Annotated in this window: 16 protein-coding genes; 7 read left to right on the plus strand and 9 right to left on the minus strand. The window is 39.2% G+C overall.

The window, feature by feature from the left end; all coding sequences use genetic code 11:
• Positions 1–354: 354 nt before the first annotated feature.
• The 5 genes from WAE64_RS19565 to WAE64_RS19585 all read left to right on the plus strand — a co-directional run bounded on the left by WAE64_RS19565 (position 355) and on the right by WAE64_RS19585 (position 4,429).
• A complete protein-coding gene (locus WAE64_RS19565; protein ID WP_340239362.1) occupies positions 355–1,032 on the plus strand; it encodes a winged helix-turn-helix domain-containing protein in 678 nt (225 codons plus the stop codon).
• Between the two features lie 168 nt (positions 1,033–1,200).
• Positions 1,201–2,082, plus strand: a complete 882-nt coding sequence (locus tag WAE64_RS19570; RefSeq protein WP_340239364.1) for a cation diffusion facilitator family transporter — start codon at positions 1,201–1,203, stop codon at positions 2,080–2,082.
• 116 nt (positions 2,083–2,198) lie between these two features.
• The gene (locus tag WAE64_RS19575) at positions 2,199–2,744 is read left to right on the plus strand and encodes a Crp/Fnr family transcriptional regulator (protein WP_340239365.1); all 546 of its coding nucleotides are present in this window, start codon (positions 2,199–2,201) and stop codon (positions 2,742–2,744) included.
• Between the two features lie 82 nt (positions 2,745–2,826).
• Complete coding sequence (locus tag WAE64_RS19580; RefSeq protein ID WP_340239366.1) at positions 2,827–3,462, plus strand: hypothetical protein; 636 nt, start codon at positions 2,827–2,829, stop codon at positions 3,460–3,462.
• Positions 3,463–4,030: 568 nt separating this feature from the next.
• Positions 4,031–4,429 (plus strand): VOC family protein, encoded by a 399-nt coding sequence (locus WAE64_RS19585; protein WP_340239368.1) that lies wholly within the window; start codon positions 4,031–4,033, stop codon positions 4,427–4,429.
• Between the two features lie 66 nt (positions 4,430–4,495).
• Here the strand turns inward: WAE64_RS19585 and nhaA are convergent, their stop codons facing one another.
• From nhaA to WAE64_RS19610, 5 genes are all read right to left on the minus strand, one after another.
• Complete coding sequence (nhaA, locus tag WAE64_RS19590) at positions 4,496–5,665, minus strand: Na+/H+ antiporter NhaA (protein WP_340239370.1); 1,170 nt, start codon at positions 5,663–5,665, stop codon at positions 4,496–4,498.
• 395 nt (positions 5,666–6,060) lie between these two features.
• The gene (locus WAE64_RS19595; RefSeq protein WP_340239372.1) at positions 6,061–7,104 is read right to left on the minus strand and encodes an alpha-hydroxy acid oxidase; all 1,044 of its coding nucleotides are present in this window, start codon (positions 7,102–7,104) and stop codon (positions 6,061–6,063) included.
• Positions 7,105–7,255: 151 nt separating this feature from the next.
• On the minus strand, positions 7,256–7,963 hold the full coding sequence (locus tag WAE64_RS19600) for a hypothetical protein (RefSeq protein WP_340239374.1): 708 nt from the start codon (positions 7,961–7,963) through the stop codon (positions 7,256–7,258).
• An 8-nt stretch (positions 7,964–7,971) separates the two neighbouring features.
• Complete coding sequence (locus WAE64_RS19605) at positions 7,972–10,581, minus strand: hypothetical protein (RefSeq protein WP_340239375.1); 2,610 nt, start codon at positions 10,579–10,581, stop codon at positions 7,972–7,974.
• Between the two features lie 287 nt (positions 10,582–10,868).
• Entirely contained in the window at positions 10,869–12,848 is a 1,980-nt protein-coding gene (locus WAE64_RS19610) for a DUF3298 domain-containing protein (protein WP_340239376.1), read from the minus strand.
• Between the two features lie 225 nt (positions 12,849–13,073).
• Between WAE64_RS19610 and WAE64_RS19615 the strand changes: the two genes are divergently transcribed.
• Entirely contained in the window at positions 13,074–14,432 is a 1,359-nt protein-coding gene (locus WAE64_RS19615; RefSeq protein ID WP_340239378.1) for a TlpA family protein disulfide reductase, read from the plus strand.
• A 114-nt stretch (positions 14,433–14,546) separates the two neighbouring features.
• On the opposite strand, the gene WAE64_RS19620 is transcribed toward WAE64_RS19615, so the two are convergent.
• The 3 genes from WAE64_RS19620 to WAE64_RS19630 form a co-directional block, all read right to left on the minus strand.
• Positions 14,547–14,843: a hypothetical protein gene (locus WAE64_RS19620; RefSeq protein WP_340239379.1), complete on the minus strand. Its 297-nt coding sequence runs from the start codon at positions 14,841–14,843 to the stop codon at positions 14,547–14,549.
• Between the two features lie 221 nt (positions 14,844–15,064).
• The gene (locus WAE64_RS19625; RefSeq protein ID WP_340239380.1) at positions 15,065–15,331 is read right to left on the minus strand and encodes a hypothetical protein; all 267 of its coding nucleotides are present in this window, start codon (positions 15,329–15,331) and stop codon (positions 15,065–15,067) included.
• Positions 15,332–15,358: 27 nt separating this feature from the next.
• Positions 15,359–15,529, minus strand: coding sequence for a hypothetical protein (locus tag WAE64_RS19630; protein ID WP_340239382.1), 171 nt, complete (start codon positions 15,527–15,529; stop codon positions 15,359–15,361).
• Between the two features lie 332 nt (positions 15,530–15,861).
• Between WAE64_RS19630 and WAE64_RS19635 the strand changes: the two genes are divergently transcribed.
• A complete protein-coding gene (locus WAE64_RS19635) occupies positions 15,862–16,290 on the plus strand; it encodes a response regulator (RefSeq protein WP_340239383.1) in 429 nt (142 codons plus the stop codon).
• Between the two features lie 276 nt (positions 16,291–16,566).
• On the opposite strand, the gene WAE64_RS19640 is transcribed toward WAE64_RS19635, so the two are convergent.
• Positions 16,567–17,949: a TolC family protein gene (locus tag WAE64_RS19640; protein WP_340239385.1), complete on the minus strand. Its 1,383-nt coding sequence runs from the start codon at positions 17,947–17,949 to the stop codon at positions 16,567–16,569.
• Positions 17,950–17,978: the final 29 nt, after the last annotated feature.

Below are 17,978 nucleotides of genomic sequence, written 5' to 3' on the forward strand. Positions count from 1 at the left end.
ACTTTTCAGAGCCTTTTCCTAGTGCATCTTTTAGGGTAGCATAGGTTTTCTGAGAGGTTTCATTAAAGCAAAAGCGTTTTAGAAAGAATTCATCAGTAAACATCTTGATTAAAACATAGTTTTATACTTACTTTATGCTAAGAAATCAGGAACAACAATTTTTTGCTGAAAGAGTTATTTTGCTGTAAACCGGCTTCTTTAGTTTTCTTAAACTTCATCTTAATCAAATTTAAACCTGATTATAGCCAAGGCTTAAATGCTTACGTTTTTATAAAACAAATTTGCTGTATAAGTATTAGGAAAGGCTTAAGCTATAATTAGAATTTCGTTAGAAGTACTAATCTATCTTTTTAAATGAAAATACTCCTGGTTGAAGATGAGCCTAAAAGCGTGCAACTTATCAAGCAGTGTCTGGAAGAGAATTTCTACGAAGTAGATATTGCCTATGATGGTTTGATTGCCAAACAACTTGCGCTGCGTAATACTTATAATGGTATTATAACCGATATTATATTGCCAGGTAAAAATGGCTATGTACTTATAAAAGAACTGCGTGATGCAGGTGTGCAAACGCCCGTAATGATAGTTTCGGCCTTGGGAGAATCGGCCGATAAGGTGGCAGGTTTTGATGCCGGAGCCGACCAGTACCTGGTAAAGCCTTTTCAGTTTGCCGAGTTACTAGCCATGCTGCGTTCGCTCACCAGGCGTTCGTCAGAAGTGCTCATGACAGCCCAAGTACTTAAGTTTGATGGAATAGAGCTAAACCTTGATAATAAAACGGTGCATAGAGCCGGAAAAAACATAGACCTGACGGCTCAGGAATATAAGTTGCTAGAGTATTTTCTCAGGAATCAGGGGCGGGTTTTATCAAAGATACAGATTGCCGAAAATGTGTGGGGTATCAATTTTGATAAAGGCACCAATTATGTTGAAGTTTATATTAATTACCTGCGAAACAAAATAGATAAGGGCTTTGAGAAAAAACTGATTCACACGGTTTTTGGAATGGGTTATGTACTGAAAGAAGAATAAGTTTAAAACTTAATTGAATAGTAAACAAGCTGTAAATTGTTGGATTATGCACACATAATTACCAGAAATTAGTAAATTAACATTTTTATAATAGCATTTAGCCTACCTTTGCAGAAAATTAAGCAAATTAGCTCTGTAAATAAGTGCAGCGCAGCAATACACGCATAGATGGCAAACACCCCCGAAGAAAAAGCTATTAAAGCTACTTACTTTAGTATTTTTGGCAACATTGGTTTAGCCTCAATTAAATGGTTTGCCGGTTTTTTTGGTAACTCTTATGCTTTGATTGCCGATGCTATTGAGTCTACTACCGATATTTTTACTTCGCTGCTCGTGCTGTTTGGCTTGAAGTATGCAAGTAGGCCAGCCGACGAAAACCACCCCTACGGGCATGGACGAATAGAACCTTTGGTTACGTTTCTGGTTGTGGGTTTTCTGACGGCCTCGGCAGGGGTAATTGCCTACGAAAGCATTAAGAATATCCAGACACCGCACCAACTGCCAAAATCATGGACCTTGATTGTGCTCGGTCTGATTATTCTCTGGAAAGAGGCTTCGTATCAGATTGTGATGAAAAAAAGCCGTGAAACCAACAGCTCGGCACTGAAAGCTGATGCATGGCACCACCGTAGCGATGCTATTACTTCGGTGGCTGCTTTTATAGGTATTTCGGTAGCTTTGTTTTTAGGCAAAGGCTACGAGGCTGCCGACGATTGGGCGGCTTTGTTTGCTTCGGGCTTTATCTTATACAATTGCTACCTGATTGTGCGCCCTGCGCTGGGTGAGATTATGGACGAAAACCTGTATGATGATATTATTGAAGCTATTAAGAAGAAATCGTTGCAGGTAGAGGGCGTGCGTGATACCGAGAAATGTTTTGTGCGCAAAGCAGGGATGAAATATCATGTTGACCTGCACATTGAAGTAGATGCCGATATGACCGTGCGAGACAGCCACAGAGTAGCGCACCAGCTAAAAGATTACCTGCAAGCCGAAATCCCCGAACTAGACCAGATACTTATTCATGTAGAACCGCATGAGGGGAATTAATGGCGAATTAGTGAATAAATTATTAGTGATTGAGTTAGTGAATGAGTGATTGGAGCTGCAAAAAATTCGACAATCTGCACCGTGCGACGGACCGTCGACGTTTGACAATAATTTAGATGTTACAGGCTATTTTAAATAAAGTTGGTAGGTTTAGTGATGCCGATTTGGCATTGCTCGAGGAGCAGTTTGTGCGGCGGCAGTTCAAGAAGAATGAGGTGCTGCTGGCAGAAGGTGCAATTTGCCAGTCGGTGTTTTTGGTTCAGACCGGGGCGGTATATCAGTTTGCTATTGATGACATCGACGAAAATATCATTGATTTATATACTACCAACGACTGGGTGATGAACTACCAGAGTTTTGTTGGCCAGAAGCCCTCAGTTACGCAAATAAAAGCCTATACCGATTGCGAGACGCTTGAGCTTAACATTTTTAAGGTGCACGAGCTTATTGAAACCTCGCCCGTGTTTTTTCAGCTAGGTAAAATAATGGAGCAGGGTATGCAGCGAATCCATTTTTTTGATAATGCACTTACACCTCAACAAAAATATAACTACCTGCTCGACACCAAACCGCAGCTTTTGCAACAGTTTCCGCTTAAAATGATAGCCTCTTACCTCAAAATTACCCCCGAAACCCTCAGCCGTGTGCGGGCAAATTATTAATCTGCCTATTTCTTGATTTGAATCAAGTGCTGATTTGACGCTGATAAACCATTTTTGCAGCTCACAATTTAGCAACAATCAAATGGAACCGCAATTCAGAAAAACAGCTGCTTTTTGCCTCTTTATAGGCGCATTATTGGCTACTATTACAATGGTATTGCACCCAACAGGGGGCAGCATGGAGTACATCAATCATATAAAACCGGTGTTGGTTTTTTCGCATTCGCTGGCAATTTTTTGTATGCCTTTTATTGGTTTTGGGGCATGGGGCTTGTCGGTTTTGTTGCAAACTACCAATAGAATAGCCATGCTGGCTTTCTTTGTTTTTTGTGGGGGGTTAATAGCTGCCATGATGGCCGGGGCTTTCAATGGTCTCATATTGCCTCATTTTGTTGGGCGTTATATCAATTCCGATATAGATTCTGGTATATTGAAAGCCATAATGGGTTATGGTAGATGCATTAATGCGGCTATGTCTTATATTTTTATTGCAGCTTGTGTGTTTGCCATTGGTTTGTGGTCGGTTATTATTATTCTGAAAGCCCAGTTACCTAAATGGATAGGCTATTATGGTTTTGTGATAATTGCGGCAGGAGTTGTAGGTGTTCTCACAAAATTCAATTTCCTTAGTGTTGTTGGGTTTAGTGTATTTGTGTTTGGCTTGGTGAGTTGGTTGGTGCTGGCGGGTGTTTTTATGAGTAGAAATAGAATTGAATGATTTAGTGATAGAAGAATAGGGGTGGTTTATTTAAGATAATGTAAGCACCAAGAAAATATTGTTTGACATTAAAATTTCAAACCAATTCACTATATGTTAATTTTAGAAACCTGCTTATTTATAGTTTTTTCACTAATTCTTATTTGGAAGGCTTTTACTTTTTTTACCTGAAAAAAAGTAAACAAGACTAGCCGTCCGCAAAAGAGGCATCATTTAAACTCGTAGGTTAGCCACCCGCCAATAAAAACTGAAAAATCTTTTCTTAAAAGATACTTCTCTTCAAGTTTTTTAATTGTAGACTGGCCGTCCGCCTCAACAGGAAATGATGTTTTAATGATACAATTTTTAGTTGTTATTTTTATATCAATACTCTCACATAATTTTGTACCCTTACTCATTAGAAATTAATTAAAAATATCGCAGCGAACTGTTTTAAAACGGAATTGCACTATGTTTTGCACAGCGTTTCTCGGAGTTATTGAAACCTTTAATGAAAATTAGCCATTCGTAGGGAAAAGAAATAAGTTTAAACAGGTTCAATATTAAAAATAGCTATAATTCTAAGGAAATGGATGCATCGGAAGTAATTTACAAAAACGCCTGGCCTTACCAGCAGGATAAAATGAATTTGCCTGTGAATAGTGTTGAAGAGGCTTTGCCTTTTTATGAAAACATTATGGGTTTCATAAAAACGGCCGAGTACGATACGCCACATAAGGCAGTTGTATTGAGTCGCAATGGTCTTGAAATAGGCTTGGCCGAAAACGGCGGCGACCCTACGCAAGATGGCTGTTTTTTTGAGGTAAGCAATGTAGAAGCGGCATTTGCAGAACTACAAGCCAAAGGCTGGGATAAAGGAAATGCAGATTTTAGTTTCCAGAGACACGGTACTACCAATTGGAAGGTTTTCTTTGTAGTGGCCCCCGATGGGCTTTGTTATTGTGTTGGCCAGAAGCAGGGGGTGTAAAATGCCAGGGCATATAGGCATGGCCAGCAGGTGTATTTGCCAGCTATACCTATATGCCCTGTATATTTAGGCTTCGGTGCCTTGCTCTTCGGTTTGTGCTTCGCCTTTCAGGGTGAAGTTCAGAAAAAGATAGCCAAGCACACCCGCAGCTAAAGATGACAAGAGAATCACGAATTTGGCATCGTTGATTAGCGTGGCATCTTTGAAAGCCAAGAGGGTAATAAATATCGACATGGTGAAACCAATACCACCAAGAAAGCCGACACTACCAAGGATTTTCCAGTCGATATCGCTAGGGAGCTGGCATATTTTGAGTTTAACTGCCAGAAAAACCAGCAGAAAAATACCAACAGGCTTACCTAATACAAGCCCAACAGCAATACCAATGCTGTATGATTGAGAGAGGATGTCGCCCAGATTACCACTTAAACCAATGGCTGTGTTGGCCAATGCAAAGAGTGGGAGTATAAAAAAAGCCACAGGTTTATGTAATGAATGCTGCAATACATAAGAAGTAGATTTTTCGTTGCCATTGCCAAACGGAATAACAAATGCTAGCAAAACCCCTGTAATTGTGGCATGTACCCCCGAATGTAACATAAAATACCACATTACAATGCCGCCTAATATATACGGAATCAGGTTACGAACCTTGAGCCTGTTTAGTATAAATAATATGCCCATTATGCCAAGTGCTATAAGCAGATTGCTCCACAAAAGCCCATCGGTATAAAAGATTGCAATTACCAGAATAGCCCCTAGGTCGTCGATAACAGCCAGAGCCGTTAGAAAAACCTTTAGCGAAGCAGGTACTTTATCGTTAAGTAAAGATAAGATACCCAAGGCAAAGGCTATGTCGGTAGCCATCGGGATTCCGGCACCCGATTGGCCGGGCGTGCCCCAGTTAAAGGCCAGATACAGCCCCGCCGGAACTAGCATTCCGCCTATGGCACCAAATATAGGAAGCAGAGCGTCTTTCAGGTTTGAAAGTTCTCCGATATACACTTCTCGTTCTAATTCAAGGCCCACAAGTAGAAAGAAGATGGTCATAAGGCCGTCGTTTATCCAATATTCTAAAGGCTGGCCACCCAGATTGGTGTGCCATATATGGGTATAGTCGGCTGCCAGACCAGAATTAGCCAGTGTAAGCGATAAAATAGTGCATGCAATCAGTATCAGACCACCTGCTTTTTCGCTTTCAAAAAAATCTGTAAATAATGTGCTAAGTTTTACCATATTTCGTGTTGCTTGGAGTTACAAAATTACGGATTTATTAATGAAAATGCCGTAGAAATCTGCGTATAGTTTAGCCGTTGGCTCTTATTTGGGAATCAGATAATTGAGATTTTAAGTTTTTTGAAGAAAGATTTGGACTTTCCAGATTTGGGAACCAGGTCAGACTGGCTTTGTTGAATAGCCATAATCAGGATATTAAATCTAAACCCTGAAAAATAGGAGCTACTAAAAAGAAGTAGCCCTATCCAAAACAACTTTTGCTGTAATTGACCCGAAAGTTAGGCGTTTAATGGCAGACTATCAAAAAAAACTTATCTGGTGGTAAAATAGCCTATTTTGTAATGATTTAGCGTTGTTTTTTAAGGGGTGAATATTTATTTTGCGGTGCAAATTGCTTAATGCCAGATAAGCGAGCGGTTGAGGTTTACGAGGCGGGGCTGTCCGGTCAGTAACATAGCCAGATGAAGCTCGTCTTTCAGTATTTCTATTACTTTTGCCACACCTTCGGCACCGCCACAGGCCAGCCCATAACAAATAGGCTTACCCAAGAGCACAGCTTGTGCACCCAGCGCAATGGCTTTAAGAATATCTGTTCCTCGTCTCACACCGCCATCGAGCAAAATCGGTATCTGCTTGTTTACAATGCTTGCAATGCGTGGCAGCACCTCAATAGTGGCCGGTACGGTATCAAGGTTGCGAGCGCCATGATTAGACACAATAATGCCCGATACACCCACTTGCACGGCTTTTGCGGCGTCGTCGGTACTCATAATGCCTTTCAGCAAGATTGGTATTTTGGTAAAAGATTGCAGCCATTCAATGTCTCGCCAGGTGATAGGATTTTTGGGCGCACCAATTTCGCCTAGTGAATAATGCGCAATTACTTCTTCGGGCAGGGCAAAGCCAGCACGTACTTGTCTGTCTCGGATACCCGGCGTTGGGGTATCTACAGTTATACAAAGTGCCTGATAACCGAGTGCCTCTGCTTGTTGAACGAGGTCTTTTGTAAAAGAGCGGTCGTCTCGCACATATAACTGAAACCAGAGTGGGCTAGTGGCAGCCTGCGCAATTTGGTTGAGTGGGGTAGTGGTAAACGAGCTTACCACATAGGTAGTATTTGCCATGCCTGCGCCTTTGGCGGTGGCGAGTTCGGCCTCGGGGTGCATGAGCCTGTGGAAAGCCGTGGGGGCAATCATGATAGGGTGGGGCATAGGGCGACCCAGCAGCGTAAAGGAAGTGTCGAGGCGGCTTACATCGTTAAGCACAGATGTGTTGAGCTTGATGTTGTCGAAGGCGGTGCGGTTCCAGCGGAGGCTTATTTCGTCGGCTGCGCCGCTGGCTACATATTCGTAAGCCATGCGTGACATGCGAGTAGCAGCCATTTGTTCGAAATCGAATAGGTTAACGATTTCGGATAAATCAGCAGAATTGTTGTACATCGTTAGGTCAGAGAGGTTGAAATTGGTATTTCAAAGATAGGGAAAGAATTGTGGATTGGTGAAATTTAGCAGAGAATTTGACTTATAAAATTCTTGATAAATGTGTAGCGCCTGATTGAATTCAATTGGTTTAATCAGGCGCTGAAGATTATTATAGATTTACTGATTTTGTTAGTTCAATAACTTTAAAGTTACCTTGAGTATTGGATAATGATATGCTGGTAGAATCTAAATATTTGTTTTTCCCGATATTGTATTTAGTGAAAATGTAATACTTATTACCTTCATCGTTATTTAAGCTTTTGAATAACACAACTCCTCTTGAATTTGAAGAATCTTGAAGCGTATATCCTGTTACATTGTTGAAAGATGTGTCCTTATGGACTGCTAATAATTCCTTATTGGTAAACAAATACACTTTAGCATTATAAAAAGGCTGGTCGCTTAATTTTAACTTGATTTTCAAAGTAGTTGCTGGTGTCTCTTGTGTTAAAAGTAATTTTAATCCTGTATCTTTTGTTTTAAAAATAGCTCCTTTATATACTATGTTGTCAGCTTTCAACTCGCCTCTAATCTGATAATTAGTATTTTTTTGTAGTACATAAGGAAGCTCGAATTTCCCTTCAGCATCTGCTTTGATGGCATACAAATAAGGATTCTTTATTGTATCTGCATGTAAATAAATATCAGCTTCAGGAGCTTTTTTTTCAGGCGTTTCAAGTAGGGTGTCCTGATAATAGACAGTCCCCTGAATAGTTTTTTCTTCATAAATACCACTACCTGTGCTTTCATCTTCACATTGAAAAAACAATATGGGCATTAGTGCTACAAAGATTATTAATAGAAGCTTTTTTTTCATAATTGAAATCAGTTAAATAGCTTGATAATTTTATTAAAAATAGCAGGGTCGATATTTACCCCATAATAAATATATGGCTTTGAAAACCTTGTGAACTCGTCTACAACTACGCCATTTTCAAGAGAATAGCCTTTTTTGAGAAAAGTATTTATGCCAACATTTATTCCAATGCCCGGGGTAGGGTCAATGTTTATACCTAATAAATAGTTTTTAGCAAAAGAATGGCTTACTCCCAAGGCTACAGTAAACGAAACTCTGTTTAGGAATGAATTTCCTCGTTTTAAATTTGTATCATCTCCGAAATTAGTAAGGTCTGTAGATTTTTGTTTATAGGTAATATTTGTTCGCCACGGAAAAATCTTTACCCCCACAAAACCTTCGATATTACTAATTTTAGTATCGTTCTTGAAAGCTTTTGTTGCATTGTCATAAACTACTGTACTTCGGGTTTCTGGAATTAAGGCTATGCCTCCCATAGGCCAGACGATTGGGAGTTCGTGCTTTTTATATGTTTTTTTAAGAATTGCTTTTTCAGGTGTATCGCTTGGGAAAAGTTCAAGACTTACCTCTTTCGTTTTTTCTAAAACTAGCTCTTTTTCTGGGAAAAGTACTTTTGTTCGATAAAATGTATAGGGCTCTTTATTAAATTCAATTTCTGTAACAGGTGTAGTTTGTTCAGAAAGCCATTTAAGTTTGACTTTGAATTCTTTATAGTTCTCAATTGCTTTTTTATAAGCCGGGGTATCTTCACAACCTAATATAAGGCTGCTTAGAATAAAGTAGTCTTCTTTATTTTGTATGTTACTTATTTGCTTTACTATAGCTTGTTTTGCATTATCGAAATCCAGAACTCCTTCATTAATTACATTATTGACTAAATCTTTTTTGTTGATAAAAGTTTCACAATCTTTTTCAGCAATATATTTCAGATTAGCTCCTTTTTCGCTTATGATTCGCAGCAAACTATCTGCTTGTTTAAGTTTTCCTCCTTCAGCCAGAATTATAATTTTTTTATAAACAATATCCTTATCTAGTCTCTTTAAAAAGGTAGTGTCTTCTTTTATTTCAGTAAAAACTTCGTTTGCCGCTTCATTATCCCTAGATTTTGTACCCTCCCATATAGGATTATTGTTATTTCTATTTTTGTTCGTAGAGATAAAATCTCGTCCATTATTTTCGTTTGTAAGTTCAATTTTAGTTTGAATACCTTTATTGAAAAGTGGACGAAGTACACTCGCTACCTTAGTTACGTTCGGGATAAGGGCAAATGCGCTCGTAAGAGCGTCTATAAATGGGTTAAGTTCTACTACAATAGGTGGCTCTAAGTCAATGAGTTTTTCTGTAGACGTTAGGTTCACATCTTTGTCTTTACCTAAATTATGCGCAAGAACAATGATTTGGTCTCTTTCTGCTATAGAATGTGGTAGACCGGAGGGCTTATTAAGAAACTCAAATTTTTTGTTGGCATTGAAATGTTGAATCCAATTAATTTGGTTTATGTCAGATAAAGGCAAGGCTCCATCATATAAAATAAAAGAGCTTTGTTTGATACTATTTAGCCAAATATTGTATTTGTTTTTCAAAGAAAGTAATTCCTCTTTTTGTTTCTTTAAAATTACTACGCCGGAAGTAATACGTTCTAAATCAGCCTCAAAAAGTCTGAAATTCTCATCGGTTGAAGTAGACCTATTTTGAGCATAAGCGTTCAGTAGCTTTATTTTTTCTTCTGCCAGTTTTATGTCTTCTTCAACAATTAATATCTGCGGAGTAGGGTCTGTTACATCAAAAGGGTTAAGTTTTATTTTACCTTCAGTAAACCACAACCAGCTTTTTATCCATTCTCTGTTATCATTAATTACTTTTTCTAAAAGTACTTCAAAGTTTTTTCTGCCAGCATTCAGGCTATCAAGATACTTAACTGCGCTGATGTTAAAATTCCCGTTACTCAAAAAATCATTTAATTCTATTTCTTTGCCCCAATTTTCATTGGCTTTTGAAATCTCATTTAGCAAGGGTTTATATTGTTCCCATTCTCCATTATAAAAGCCATTACCTTTTTTTAAAGAATTCAGATGATTAACAATAATTTGATTATCAAATTGTTTTCGTTTAATTTTAAATGAACTTACATCTTTTATAGGGATACCTGTTGCTGATTCAGTTACTCCACTTACAGAAGTAATCTGCACACCTGTATTGTTTAGAAATTCATAATAGCTTTTTGTTGCAGCTTTAAATGGAAATCTTGAGTCAGGGTTTGGCTCATAAAATGATGCACCTGAAGTTGGGATACCTCTTCGAAAAATATCTATATTGGTTTGTATCGGAAAAATCATCCTGAAAATAGGGTCATCAGTAAATTTGCTATCAGAAAGATTTGTCGATAAATTTATCAGCTTATTAGGAATAAGAGATTTTTCAGTAGGGTATTTTATTGAGAAGTTTACTGTATTAGTATTTAATAAAATACTTGGGTAAGCTCCATGTACAGATTTAATATCTTTAGTGTATGTATTGCTAAAATCTTGCAACACACCATCACTATTGAATTTTAAATCAAGCTGGGCATAGGAATTGAGACAAGCCAGACATAAGCCTAGCAGTAGGATTTTTTTCATATCTAAGGTATTAATATATTCTAAAGGCTCGAATGTACTTTTAGCAAATATACGGCTTAATGTATACGTGGCTGATTGGTACGGTTTTACGTATCAAAAGTATTTAATTATTTAATTCTATGTTCAGTTGATACTTTGTTTTTATTCTAAGGTACCTGAGTTGGCTTGGGTTAAATAAGTCTTTGTAACATATAATAATAAAGCGAGTCATCTTCTGAACGACTCGCTTTATTATACAGAACCTGGGTTGCTAGCCACATTTCGGAGTGGGGCTACTAGCATTCCCCCTAATTAAACAAACCCTGATACTCAGGTTTGATAAGCTGTTTCACTGATGCATAATTAAGCTTCACCGACCAAATACCTGCCGCAAAAGATTTGCCTTCGTAGGGGTCATAAATCAATTCGAGAGTGCCCTTATGGGCTGTGAAATTGCGGGCTAACTCAAACCTGCAATTATCAAACAAATAATTATTACATAGCGAGGCTGTGGTGCTTAGTTTCTCGTCCCGACGAAATACCTTTTCTGCTATCTGGCGTAGTGCGCTGCGGCCTCCTGCTATCAGTATACCATCTAATTGTAAAATTTTTTTTGCTCTGTTGTCATAAATCACATCTATTTGGCCATGTTGTGCATGGGCTGCTCCCTCGTTGTCTTCTCCCCAGCTTGCTTTTAGCACGGTAAAATCAGGGAGCTGTCGGGAAACAGTGATTTTTAAATCGTAGCCTTGGCCCAGGCCTGATGCGCCAAACATATCATCGGTATAATTGGCATAGGTTTGTTTTTGTTCGGCTATGTAGTTATCGGCGGCTTTTTCGAAAGATACCCCTTCTGTAAATTTTTTACGTAAGGCTGCATTGAGTTGTTCGTCGTCAAAGAGCGGATATTCATAATCAGCAGTAATTGCGCCTACACTTTTACCTGTTGTTTTACTAAGCCAATCGTACTGCCGGCTGACTTTCTTCATGGTATATGTAGGGGTTTTTGTTGTAGGAGTAATATTACCAGCAGTATAGGTATTAGAAATACCATCATTTTTAAGGGTAGTGTTTTCGGCGCTTACCCAGCCGCTAATGTCGTTTATACTTACTTTATACCAATTTTCTGGCCATTGGTTATACGTTTCTTCTATCTGAAAACTTATGTTTTTTTGCACAATAAGTAGTGGTTCGCCAAGTTTAAAACTAGGGCGGTCGTAGAGAACTAAATTTCTTTTGGCAGTGGCAATCTGGCCTATAACTCGTACAACTGCCGACGGATAAGCTACTGAATCAACCTCAGTTCTGTAAGAGGTCTCCACATTAAGTTGTTGCTGAGGTTTTGTTTTGATTATATTGCTTGAGTTAGACAATTCGTTTGAAGTAATATTATCATTATTTCCAGACAAATCAGGTTGGGGTTTTGCTGTGGCAACTTTCTTCTGATAGGCTTGACTGAAAGTGATAATAGAAGTATTGGGTGTTTTTTGGGATTGTGCGTCACTTATTTGTCGATTATAATCATATTTTGAGCCATTCCAGCGCCAAACGGGGTATTGGAATCCACGGCCAGGAATCAGTAAATCAGGATAACCACCACTAAGATTAGTAAGTGCCTGAGGAAGAAGACCTGGAAAATCAAGGTTCTTTTCATATCTACCTCCACGATTTTTGATTAATGCTACAATTTCAGATCCTTCCATACCAGATGTATAGGTATTACCATAAGTAATAAAAATTTCTTCGGCACCATCTTTGTTCAAATCGGTCGGGAATACACTTGTACTGAATGGAAATTCTTTATTGGTGTCATCCAAAAGACAAAACATTTCTTTGTCTTTCGATATGCTGAATCCGAGCATTCTAAAAATGGTGTTTTTTTCTTCATCGCTCAGGCGGCTTTTTACATCTTTAAAAAGTAATGCAGCTCCCTCTGAAAGATTCCCTTTTATGGGCGATGCTACTTGTCTTTGGGTTTGAGGTCTTGTATTATTTTTCTTCTGAATGGCCGTTCCGGTATCGGTTATCCAACCGATACCGCCCTGGTAGTTTACCTTAAACCAAAGGAAATTCCCCACGCTGCTTTCCTCTAAAACTTCAAATTCGGTATTGGTAGGTATAAGGCTTATTCTGCTTGAATTTAGAGAGGTCGATTCAAAGACCGATTTATTCATGCTGGTCTTTCTGATGACACCAGTACTTGTATTGTTTTGTGCCAATGCTACTTTTGGATTGTTAAGGCATATTAGCGCAAAAAATAAAGACGAAATCAGCTGTATTTTTTTCACGATTATAGCAAATAATAGTTCAGAGAAATAAACTCATTTTATGAAGCCGGGGGCTAATACTTACACAATTTTGTTGTGAAGTAAGATATAATGAAAAGAAGCAGCAAATAAATTTATTTATCGGCTGTTTTAGCTTTTTTATTTATTGGGCTATGGAGTTAAAAGATTTTTTTTTACCTTGGCTCTTGTTCAAATATTTCTCTTAAACTTAAGCACTCTTTTGCTATGCACAAGTATTACTTTTTGCTTGCCTTTACTTTTATGGCTTGCGCCTCAGACAAAACCAGCAACACAACACCAAGGTCTTGCAAAATTATTTTCAGCTCTTCAGAGCAGGTGTCGTTGCAGGCTTCATTAGCACAGGTGCTCGATGAAGATGCCAAATCGGCTTATAGTATTATGCCCGGCGATACGCTTGTAATACCCCTGCAAGATGATTGGCAGATAGTTGATTTATCTTATCATAACGAGTGGTACCATCAGGTTGTGGTGGCCAAAGGCGAGGTTTTGCAGGTTGACAAAAGTGGTATATATAAACTAACCGATACCCAAAAAGAAGCCGTAAAAAGTACAACCGAAGAAGCCTTTGGCGAAAGCAAGAGCAGAAAAGAGCTGGAAGAGGCCGAAAAGATAATTACGGGCTATAAGTATGACGATGCTGAGAAACTGAAGCAACATTTTCGGTTATATCTGCAAGCTAATAAGGAGTATTATGGGAAATTGCGGGAGGCTTTTCTTGAAAAGGGCACGGCAAAAGCAAAAATACTGGCTGATGTTGTGTTGGTAGAGCAGTATAAACGCCTATGGGCTGTGAACGAGGTGGTTCAGGATAGCGCAACAACGGCTTTGCTGAAGTCGGATATGTTTATAAATGAGGAGCATTTCAGAAATCGTAATCTGAGCCCTCTTTTTAATCAGTTTACTTATTATAATCAGATAAAAAATGCTGGAAACAAAACACTGGTTGAAAAATATAAGTCCGATTATGTGAGTTATCCGGAGGTAATTCAGGCTTATTTTAAGCGGCAGCTTATCATTAACATGATACTGAAAAAGTATGACCGCAAGAGTATCATCAGTCATTTAGATAATTACATTGCCGAATATGGCCCTAATAAGCAATTGGAGCAATGGATGAAAGAGATAGAATATGGGGTAACAGAAAGCGACGATTTATTGCTTACCGATGCCAATAATAAAAAATATACCTGGCAAACCCTGCTGAAACAGCACAAAGGCAAGGTAGTGTACGTTGATTTCTGGGCGAGTTGGTGTGGGCCTTGCATTGGCGAAATGCCAAGTTCTAAAAAACTGCATCAAGACCTGAAAGATGTGGTATTTGTGTATCTGGCACTTAATGATGAGGCCGATGCATGGCGCAAAGCAATGGAGAGGCATCAGGTGCAAACGCACAGTTATCTGGTTACTAATTCGAAGAGTTCAAACTTTGTTACGGGGCATAAAATTACGAGTATTCCGAGATACATGATAATTGATAAAAACGGCAAGATGAACAACCCCGATGCACCAAGGCCATCGTCGACCGAAATAAGGTATTTGCTAAAAGAGGTTATGAATATGTGAGATAAGCCAGGCACACAAGTTGGCTTTCACAGACTGATTTTGGCTGGATATTAAAATTATAATGGCTTTGCCCTGAAATACTTTGAACTTATTTCAGGGCAAAGCCATTGGCGTTTACTTCTCGTTCTTTTTCAGTTCCTCTTTTGTTTCTTCGTACACTTTGTCGTATTCTTCTTTTTTATCGCTTTCAATGGTTGAGCCTATGGCTCCACCGATTACGAGGCCGATTGGCCCTGCAACGATTGTGCCTATCACGGCACCTATAACCCCATTTTCGGTTGATTCATCGTCAGGCGGATTGGGTGTATTATTAATGGCGTCTTCTACGGCTTTGCGTGTATTTTGGTTGACAGGTGCATTGTGCTTCTCAACCTGTTCTTTAATGAACTCTTCTTTTCCTTGCGTATTCATTGTTGTAAAGTTTTGTGTGTGAAAATATTATATAGTTATAACTAATATTTTGGCAGATGGTTTTTTAGAGTAGTAGTTTTAAAAATTATTTGACGAGTTTTGCTGGCTCGGCAAAGTATCCCATGTGAGTAAGCCACTGGGGGGAGAATCAGTAGAATTCCTACATAAAAAATAAACGCCCCCAGCAAAGCCGAGGGCGTTTTATCAAATAACAACTGCTGCTAGTCCCGATATGGGACTGCCTTAATGAGCCGAAGCCCGTTAAGCTCTTCAACCTCCTTTACATTTTCAGGAGGTATAATTCCTCTCTTTATCCAGTTCGTGACAACCTGAGTATCTTTTATTCCGAACCTCTCACAATATCTTTTTACGGTGAGCCATTCGTCTAGTATCACCGCTTCACCCTTTAGCATCAAAAAATCTTTTACCTGATTAATCAGGTCCCGGCCTTCTTTTAATTCTTGTTCGATTGTTTGTTCCTTTATCATAATCTTTTATTGTTTGGAAAAAAGGGTTTATTCCAACCCCTTTTTTAGTTTCTCAATTAGTTGCTCAATTTCGTTGATTTGGTCGAGAAGTTCATCTATTTGCTCTTCGCTTAAACTTTCTGCCATATCTCTCAAGAGCTGTTTGTAATGGGCTTTTTGAAGTATAAGGTCTTGAATAAATTTCCTAATTTGCTCCATTTTTTTAATTGTTGTTGTTATTTGATACTGTAAAGATATTCCTTGTTTCGTTGCGAAACAAGGGGGTGCTACATTATTTATATCAAATAAACTTCTTTTGCTATCTCGGCAGAATCTCTTGTATGAGTAAGCCACTGGTAAGCAAGGGCACTCTGCCGCTATGGTAAAACATCTTGTACCAGAATTCCCTTGCAAGTTTAGACAAGCGCATAGGGGAGATACTGGCAAGACACAAAATCTGCCCTCAGTACCATTAAAATAGTTGATAAAAAAAACTAAATCATCATAAAAGAGTTAATATTGCAGTGATTTTTTAAAACATAAAACCTGTAATGACGAGTAGACCTATTTTATTGATAGAAGACGATTTTGATGACAAAGTTTTTCTGGAGGAAGTTTTCAGTGAGTTAAATGTACAGAATCCTCTGGTTTGGTTTGAAACTTGCAACGAAGCGAAGAAATTCATTTTGACTTCGAATGAGCAAATGTTTATTATTCTCTGCGATATTAATATGCCGGGTAAAAGCGGAATAGAATTTAAAAGAGAAATAGATGCTAGTATGGAGTTGAGAGAAAAAAGTATCCCGTTTATTTTTTATACCACAACAGCCAATCAGGACTACGTAAATGAAGCTTATAGAAAGCTAACGGTACAGGGATTTTTTCAGAAAAGCCATGATTTTGAAAAAACAAAACAGGATATTAAGTTGATAATGGACTATTGGTCGTCTTGTATTCATCCTAATTCTAAGGCTTTATAAGTCTGATAAACGTTTTTGTAGTGTGCCACGCCATAATTGCAAGAAATTGGGCGTGGCACATTTGTTTTTTGTAGGCATTTCTTAAATAGACCGATTCGTAGAGACGCCAGCATGTCGTTTCTACCAAAAAAAGGTCCTTCTAATTTATAAGAACGTTTACTCCGTAAAATTCAGATATTAATACAAAAAAATAAGCGTACCACACTAGCCGTGCGCCCCGCATATTCTGACGAGTATAAGGGGCGCACGGCTAGCGCGCCACGCTGGTGCTGACGCTTACTGAGCCAGTTGCCCGGTGGCGTAGTCGATGGCTACTATCGATTTGGCTACTTTGGTTTGTAGCGATATTTGCTTTTGCAGGGCTTCATACAACTTGTTTTCACGGCTGTTTACCAAAAACAGGCTGCTTTCGCCGTTTCGGAATTTAATGATTTCGGCTTCATAAAGTCGGCGGTAATTATTTACTGTCTGCTGGTATATCTGTAACTGGCGTTGTAGCTGAACGGCATCGTTGAAATACTGGTTTACTTTATTCTGCTGCTCGGTAAAGAGTATGCGGTTCTCCCACGATTGTTGAGATATTTTCAGGTTTGCTTTGCGATACTCGGCACGGGCTTCTCGCAGAAACAGCGGTATGCCGATTGTGAATCCCCACTTATAGTTGTTCTGAAAAAGATTGGGCTCGGCAAAAAAGGTGTAGTCTTTGTTGAGCATGTTATACTGCACATTAAATGTAGGCAGTAAACTCTGAAACTTAAGTTGTTTTTCGATACCCAGCACATTGCTCTTGATTTGTGCCTGTTGTAGTTTTGGGTGTGTGGTAACAAAATTCAGGTAGTCGGCCAGCGGCATCAGAGGTCGTTCGATGCGTGTGCTGGCGGGAGCCACAAAGGCCGGAAGCTGATAGGCTTGTTGGTTTTCCTGCCACAAAAAATTGCCTAGCTCAAAGGTGGCGTTGTTGAGTGCCTGCTGGGCTTCGGTTTGCATAAACTCAAAGCTTTGTAATTGCGCCAGCGTCTCGACGGTATCAATGGCGGGGCGGTCGCCTAGGGTTACGCCTTGTTTGATAAACTGAAAGCGGTCTTGGTTGGTTTGCAGCAGGCTGTCGGCCAGTTGTTTCAGAAAAAACGAGTTTTGCCATTCGTAGTAGGCTGCTGTGGCATCGTAAAGTAGCTCGTTTAGCATCAGGCGGCGTTCCTGGTCTGAGTAGTTTACCATTTCTCGGGCCTGCCTTACTGCGGCACGGCGTTTGTCTATCAGTAAACCTTTTCCAAGAGCGGCTTGTACGCCTACAAAACTGCTTCGGCCTTTCGATAACTCGGTGGCTGTATAGTAACCCTGGTTGTTTTCGGTGCCTGCTTTAAAATCGAGGCCGTACCAGGTGGGTACTTTCAGTTCTGAGGTGAGGTAGGTATAGTAGTGCGTACCCGCAAATTGTTTTTCGTTTTTGTTGAAATAAACCGAGGGCTCAAAGGCTCCACGGGCACTTTGCAACTCGGCTCGGGCAATGTCGGCTTGAATATAAGCCTGCTGTGCCACCGGGTGGTATTTCCTGACAATGTTCATGAACTCGTCGTAGGTGAGTAGTTCTTTTTCTTGGGCTTGCGCCAAAGGCATGAAACTCAGGAATAAAAGTAAATAAAACAGTATTTTTTGCATGACTCTTGTTTGAGTTGATTTATGTCTGA

Origin of the sequence: Emticicia soli (assembly GCF_037860775.1) — a bacterium.
Classification (GTDB): Bacteria; Bacteroidota; Bacteroidia; order Cytophagales; family Spirosomataceae; genus Emticicia; species Emticicia soli.

Bases quoted from the DNA above. Each gene is read 5' to 3' on its own strand.
- WAE64_RS19565 (WP_340239362.1), top strand. From the start codon at position 355: ATGAAAATACTCCTGGTTGAAGATGAGCCTAAAAGCGTGCAACTTATC.
- WAE64_RS19570 (WP_340239364.1), top strand. From the start codon at position 1,201: ATGGCAAACACCCCCGAAGAAAAAGCTATTAAAGCTACTTACTTTAGT.
- WAE64_RS19575 (WP_340239365.1), top strand. From the start codon at position 2,199: ATGTTACAGGCTATTTTAAATAAAGTTGGTAGGTTTAGTGATGCCGAT.
- WAE64_RS19580 (WP_340239366.1), top strand. From the start codon at position 2,827: ATGGAACCGCAATTCAGAAAAACAGCTGCTTTTTGCCTCTTTATAGGC.
- WAE64_RS19585 (WP_340239368.1), top strand. From the start codon at position 4,031: ATGGATGCATCGGAAGTAATTTACAAAAACGCCTGGCCTTACCAGCAG.
- nhaA (WP_340239370.1), bottom strand. From the start codon at position 5,665: ATGGTAAAACTTAGCACATTATTTACAGATTTTTTTGAAAGCGAAAAA.
- WAE64_RS19595 (WP_340239372.1), bottom strand. From the start codon at position 7,104: ATGTACAACAATTCTGCTGATTTATCCGAAATCGTTAACCTATTCGAT.
- WAE64_RS19600 (WP_340239374.1), bottom strand. From the start codon at position 7,963: ATGAAAAAAAAGCTTCTATTAATAATCTTTGTAGCACTAATGCCCATA.
- WAE64_RS19605 (WP_340239375.1), bottom strand. From the start codon at position 10,581: ATGAAAAAAATCCTACTGCTAGGCTTATGTCTGGCTTGTCTCAATTCC.
- WAE64_RS19615 (WP_340239378.1), top strand. From the start codon at position 13,074: ATGCACAAGTATTACTTTTTGCTTGCCTTTACTTTTATGGCTTGCGCC.
- WAE64_RS19620 (WP_340239379.1), bottom strand. From the start codon at position 14,843: ATGAATACGCAAGGAAAAGAAGAGTTCATTAAAGAACAGGTTGAGAAG.
- WAE64_RS19625 (WP_340239380.1), bottom strand. From the start codon at position 15,331: ATGATAAAGGAACAAACAATCGAACAAGAATTAAAAGAAGGCCGGGAC.
- WAE64_RS19630 (WP_340239382.1), bottom strand. From the start codon at position 15,529: ATGGAGCAAATTAGGAAATTTATTCAAGACCTTATACTTCAAAAAGCC.
- WAE64_RS19635 (WP_340239383.1), top strand. From the start codon at position 15,862: ATGACGAGTAGACCTATTTTATTGATAGAAGACGATTTTGATGACAAA.
- WAE64_RS19640 (WP_340239385.1), bottom strand. From the start codon at position 17,949: ATGCAAAAAATACTGTTTTATTTACTTTTATTCCTGAGTTTCATGCCT.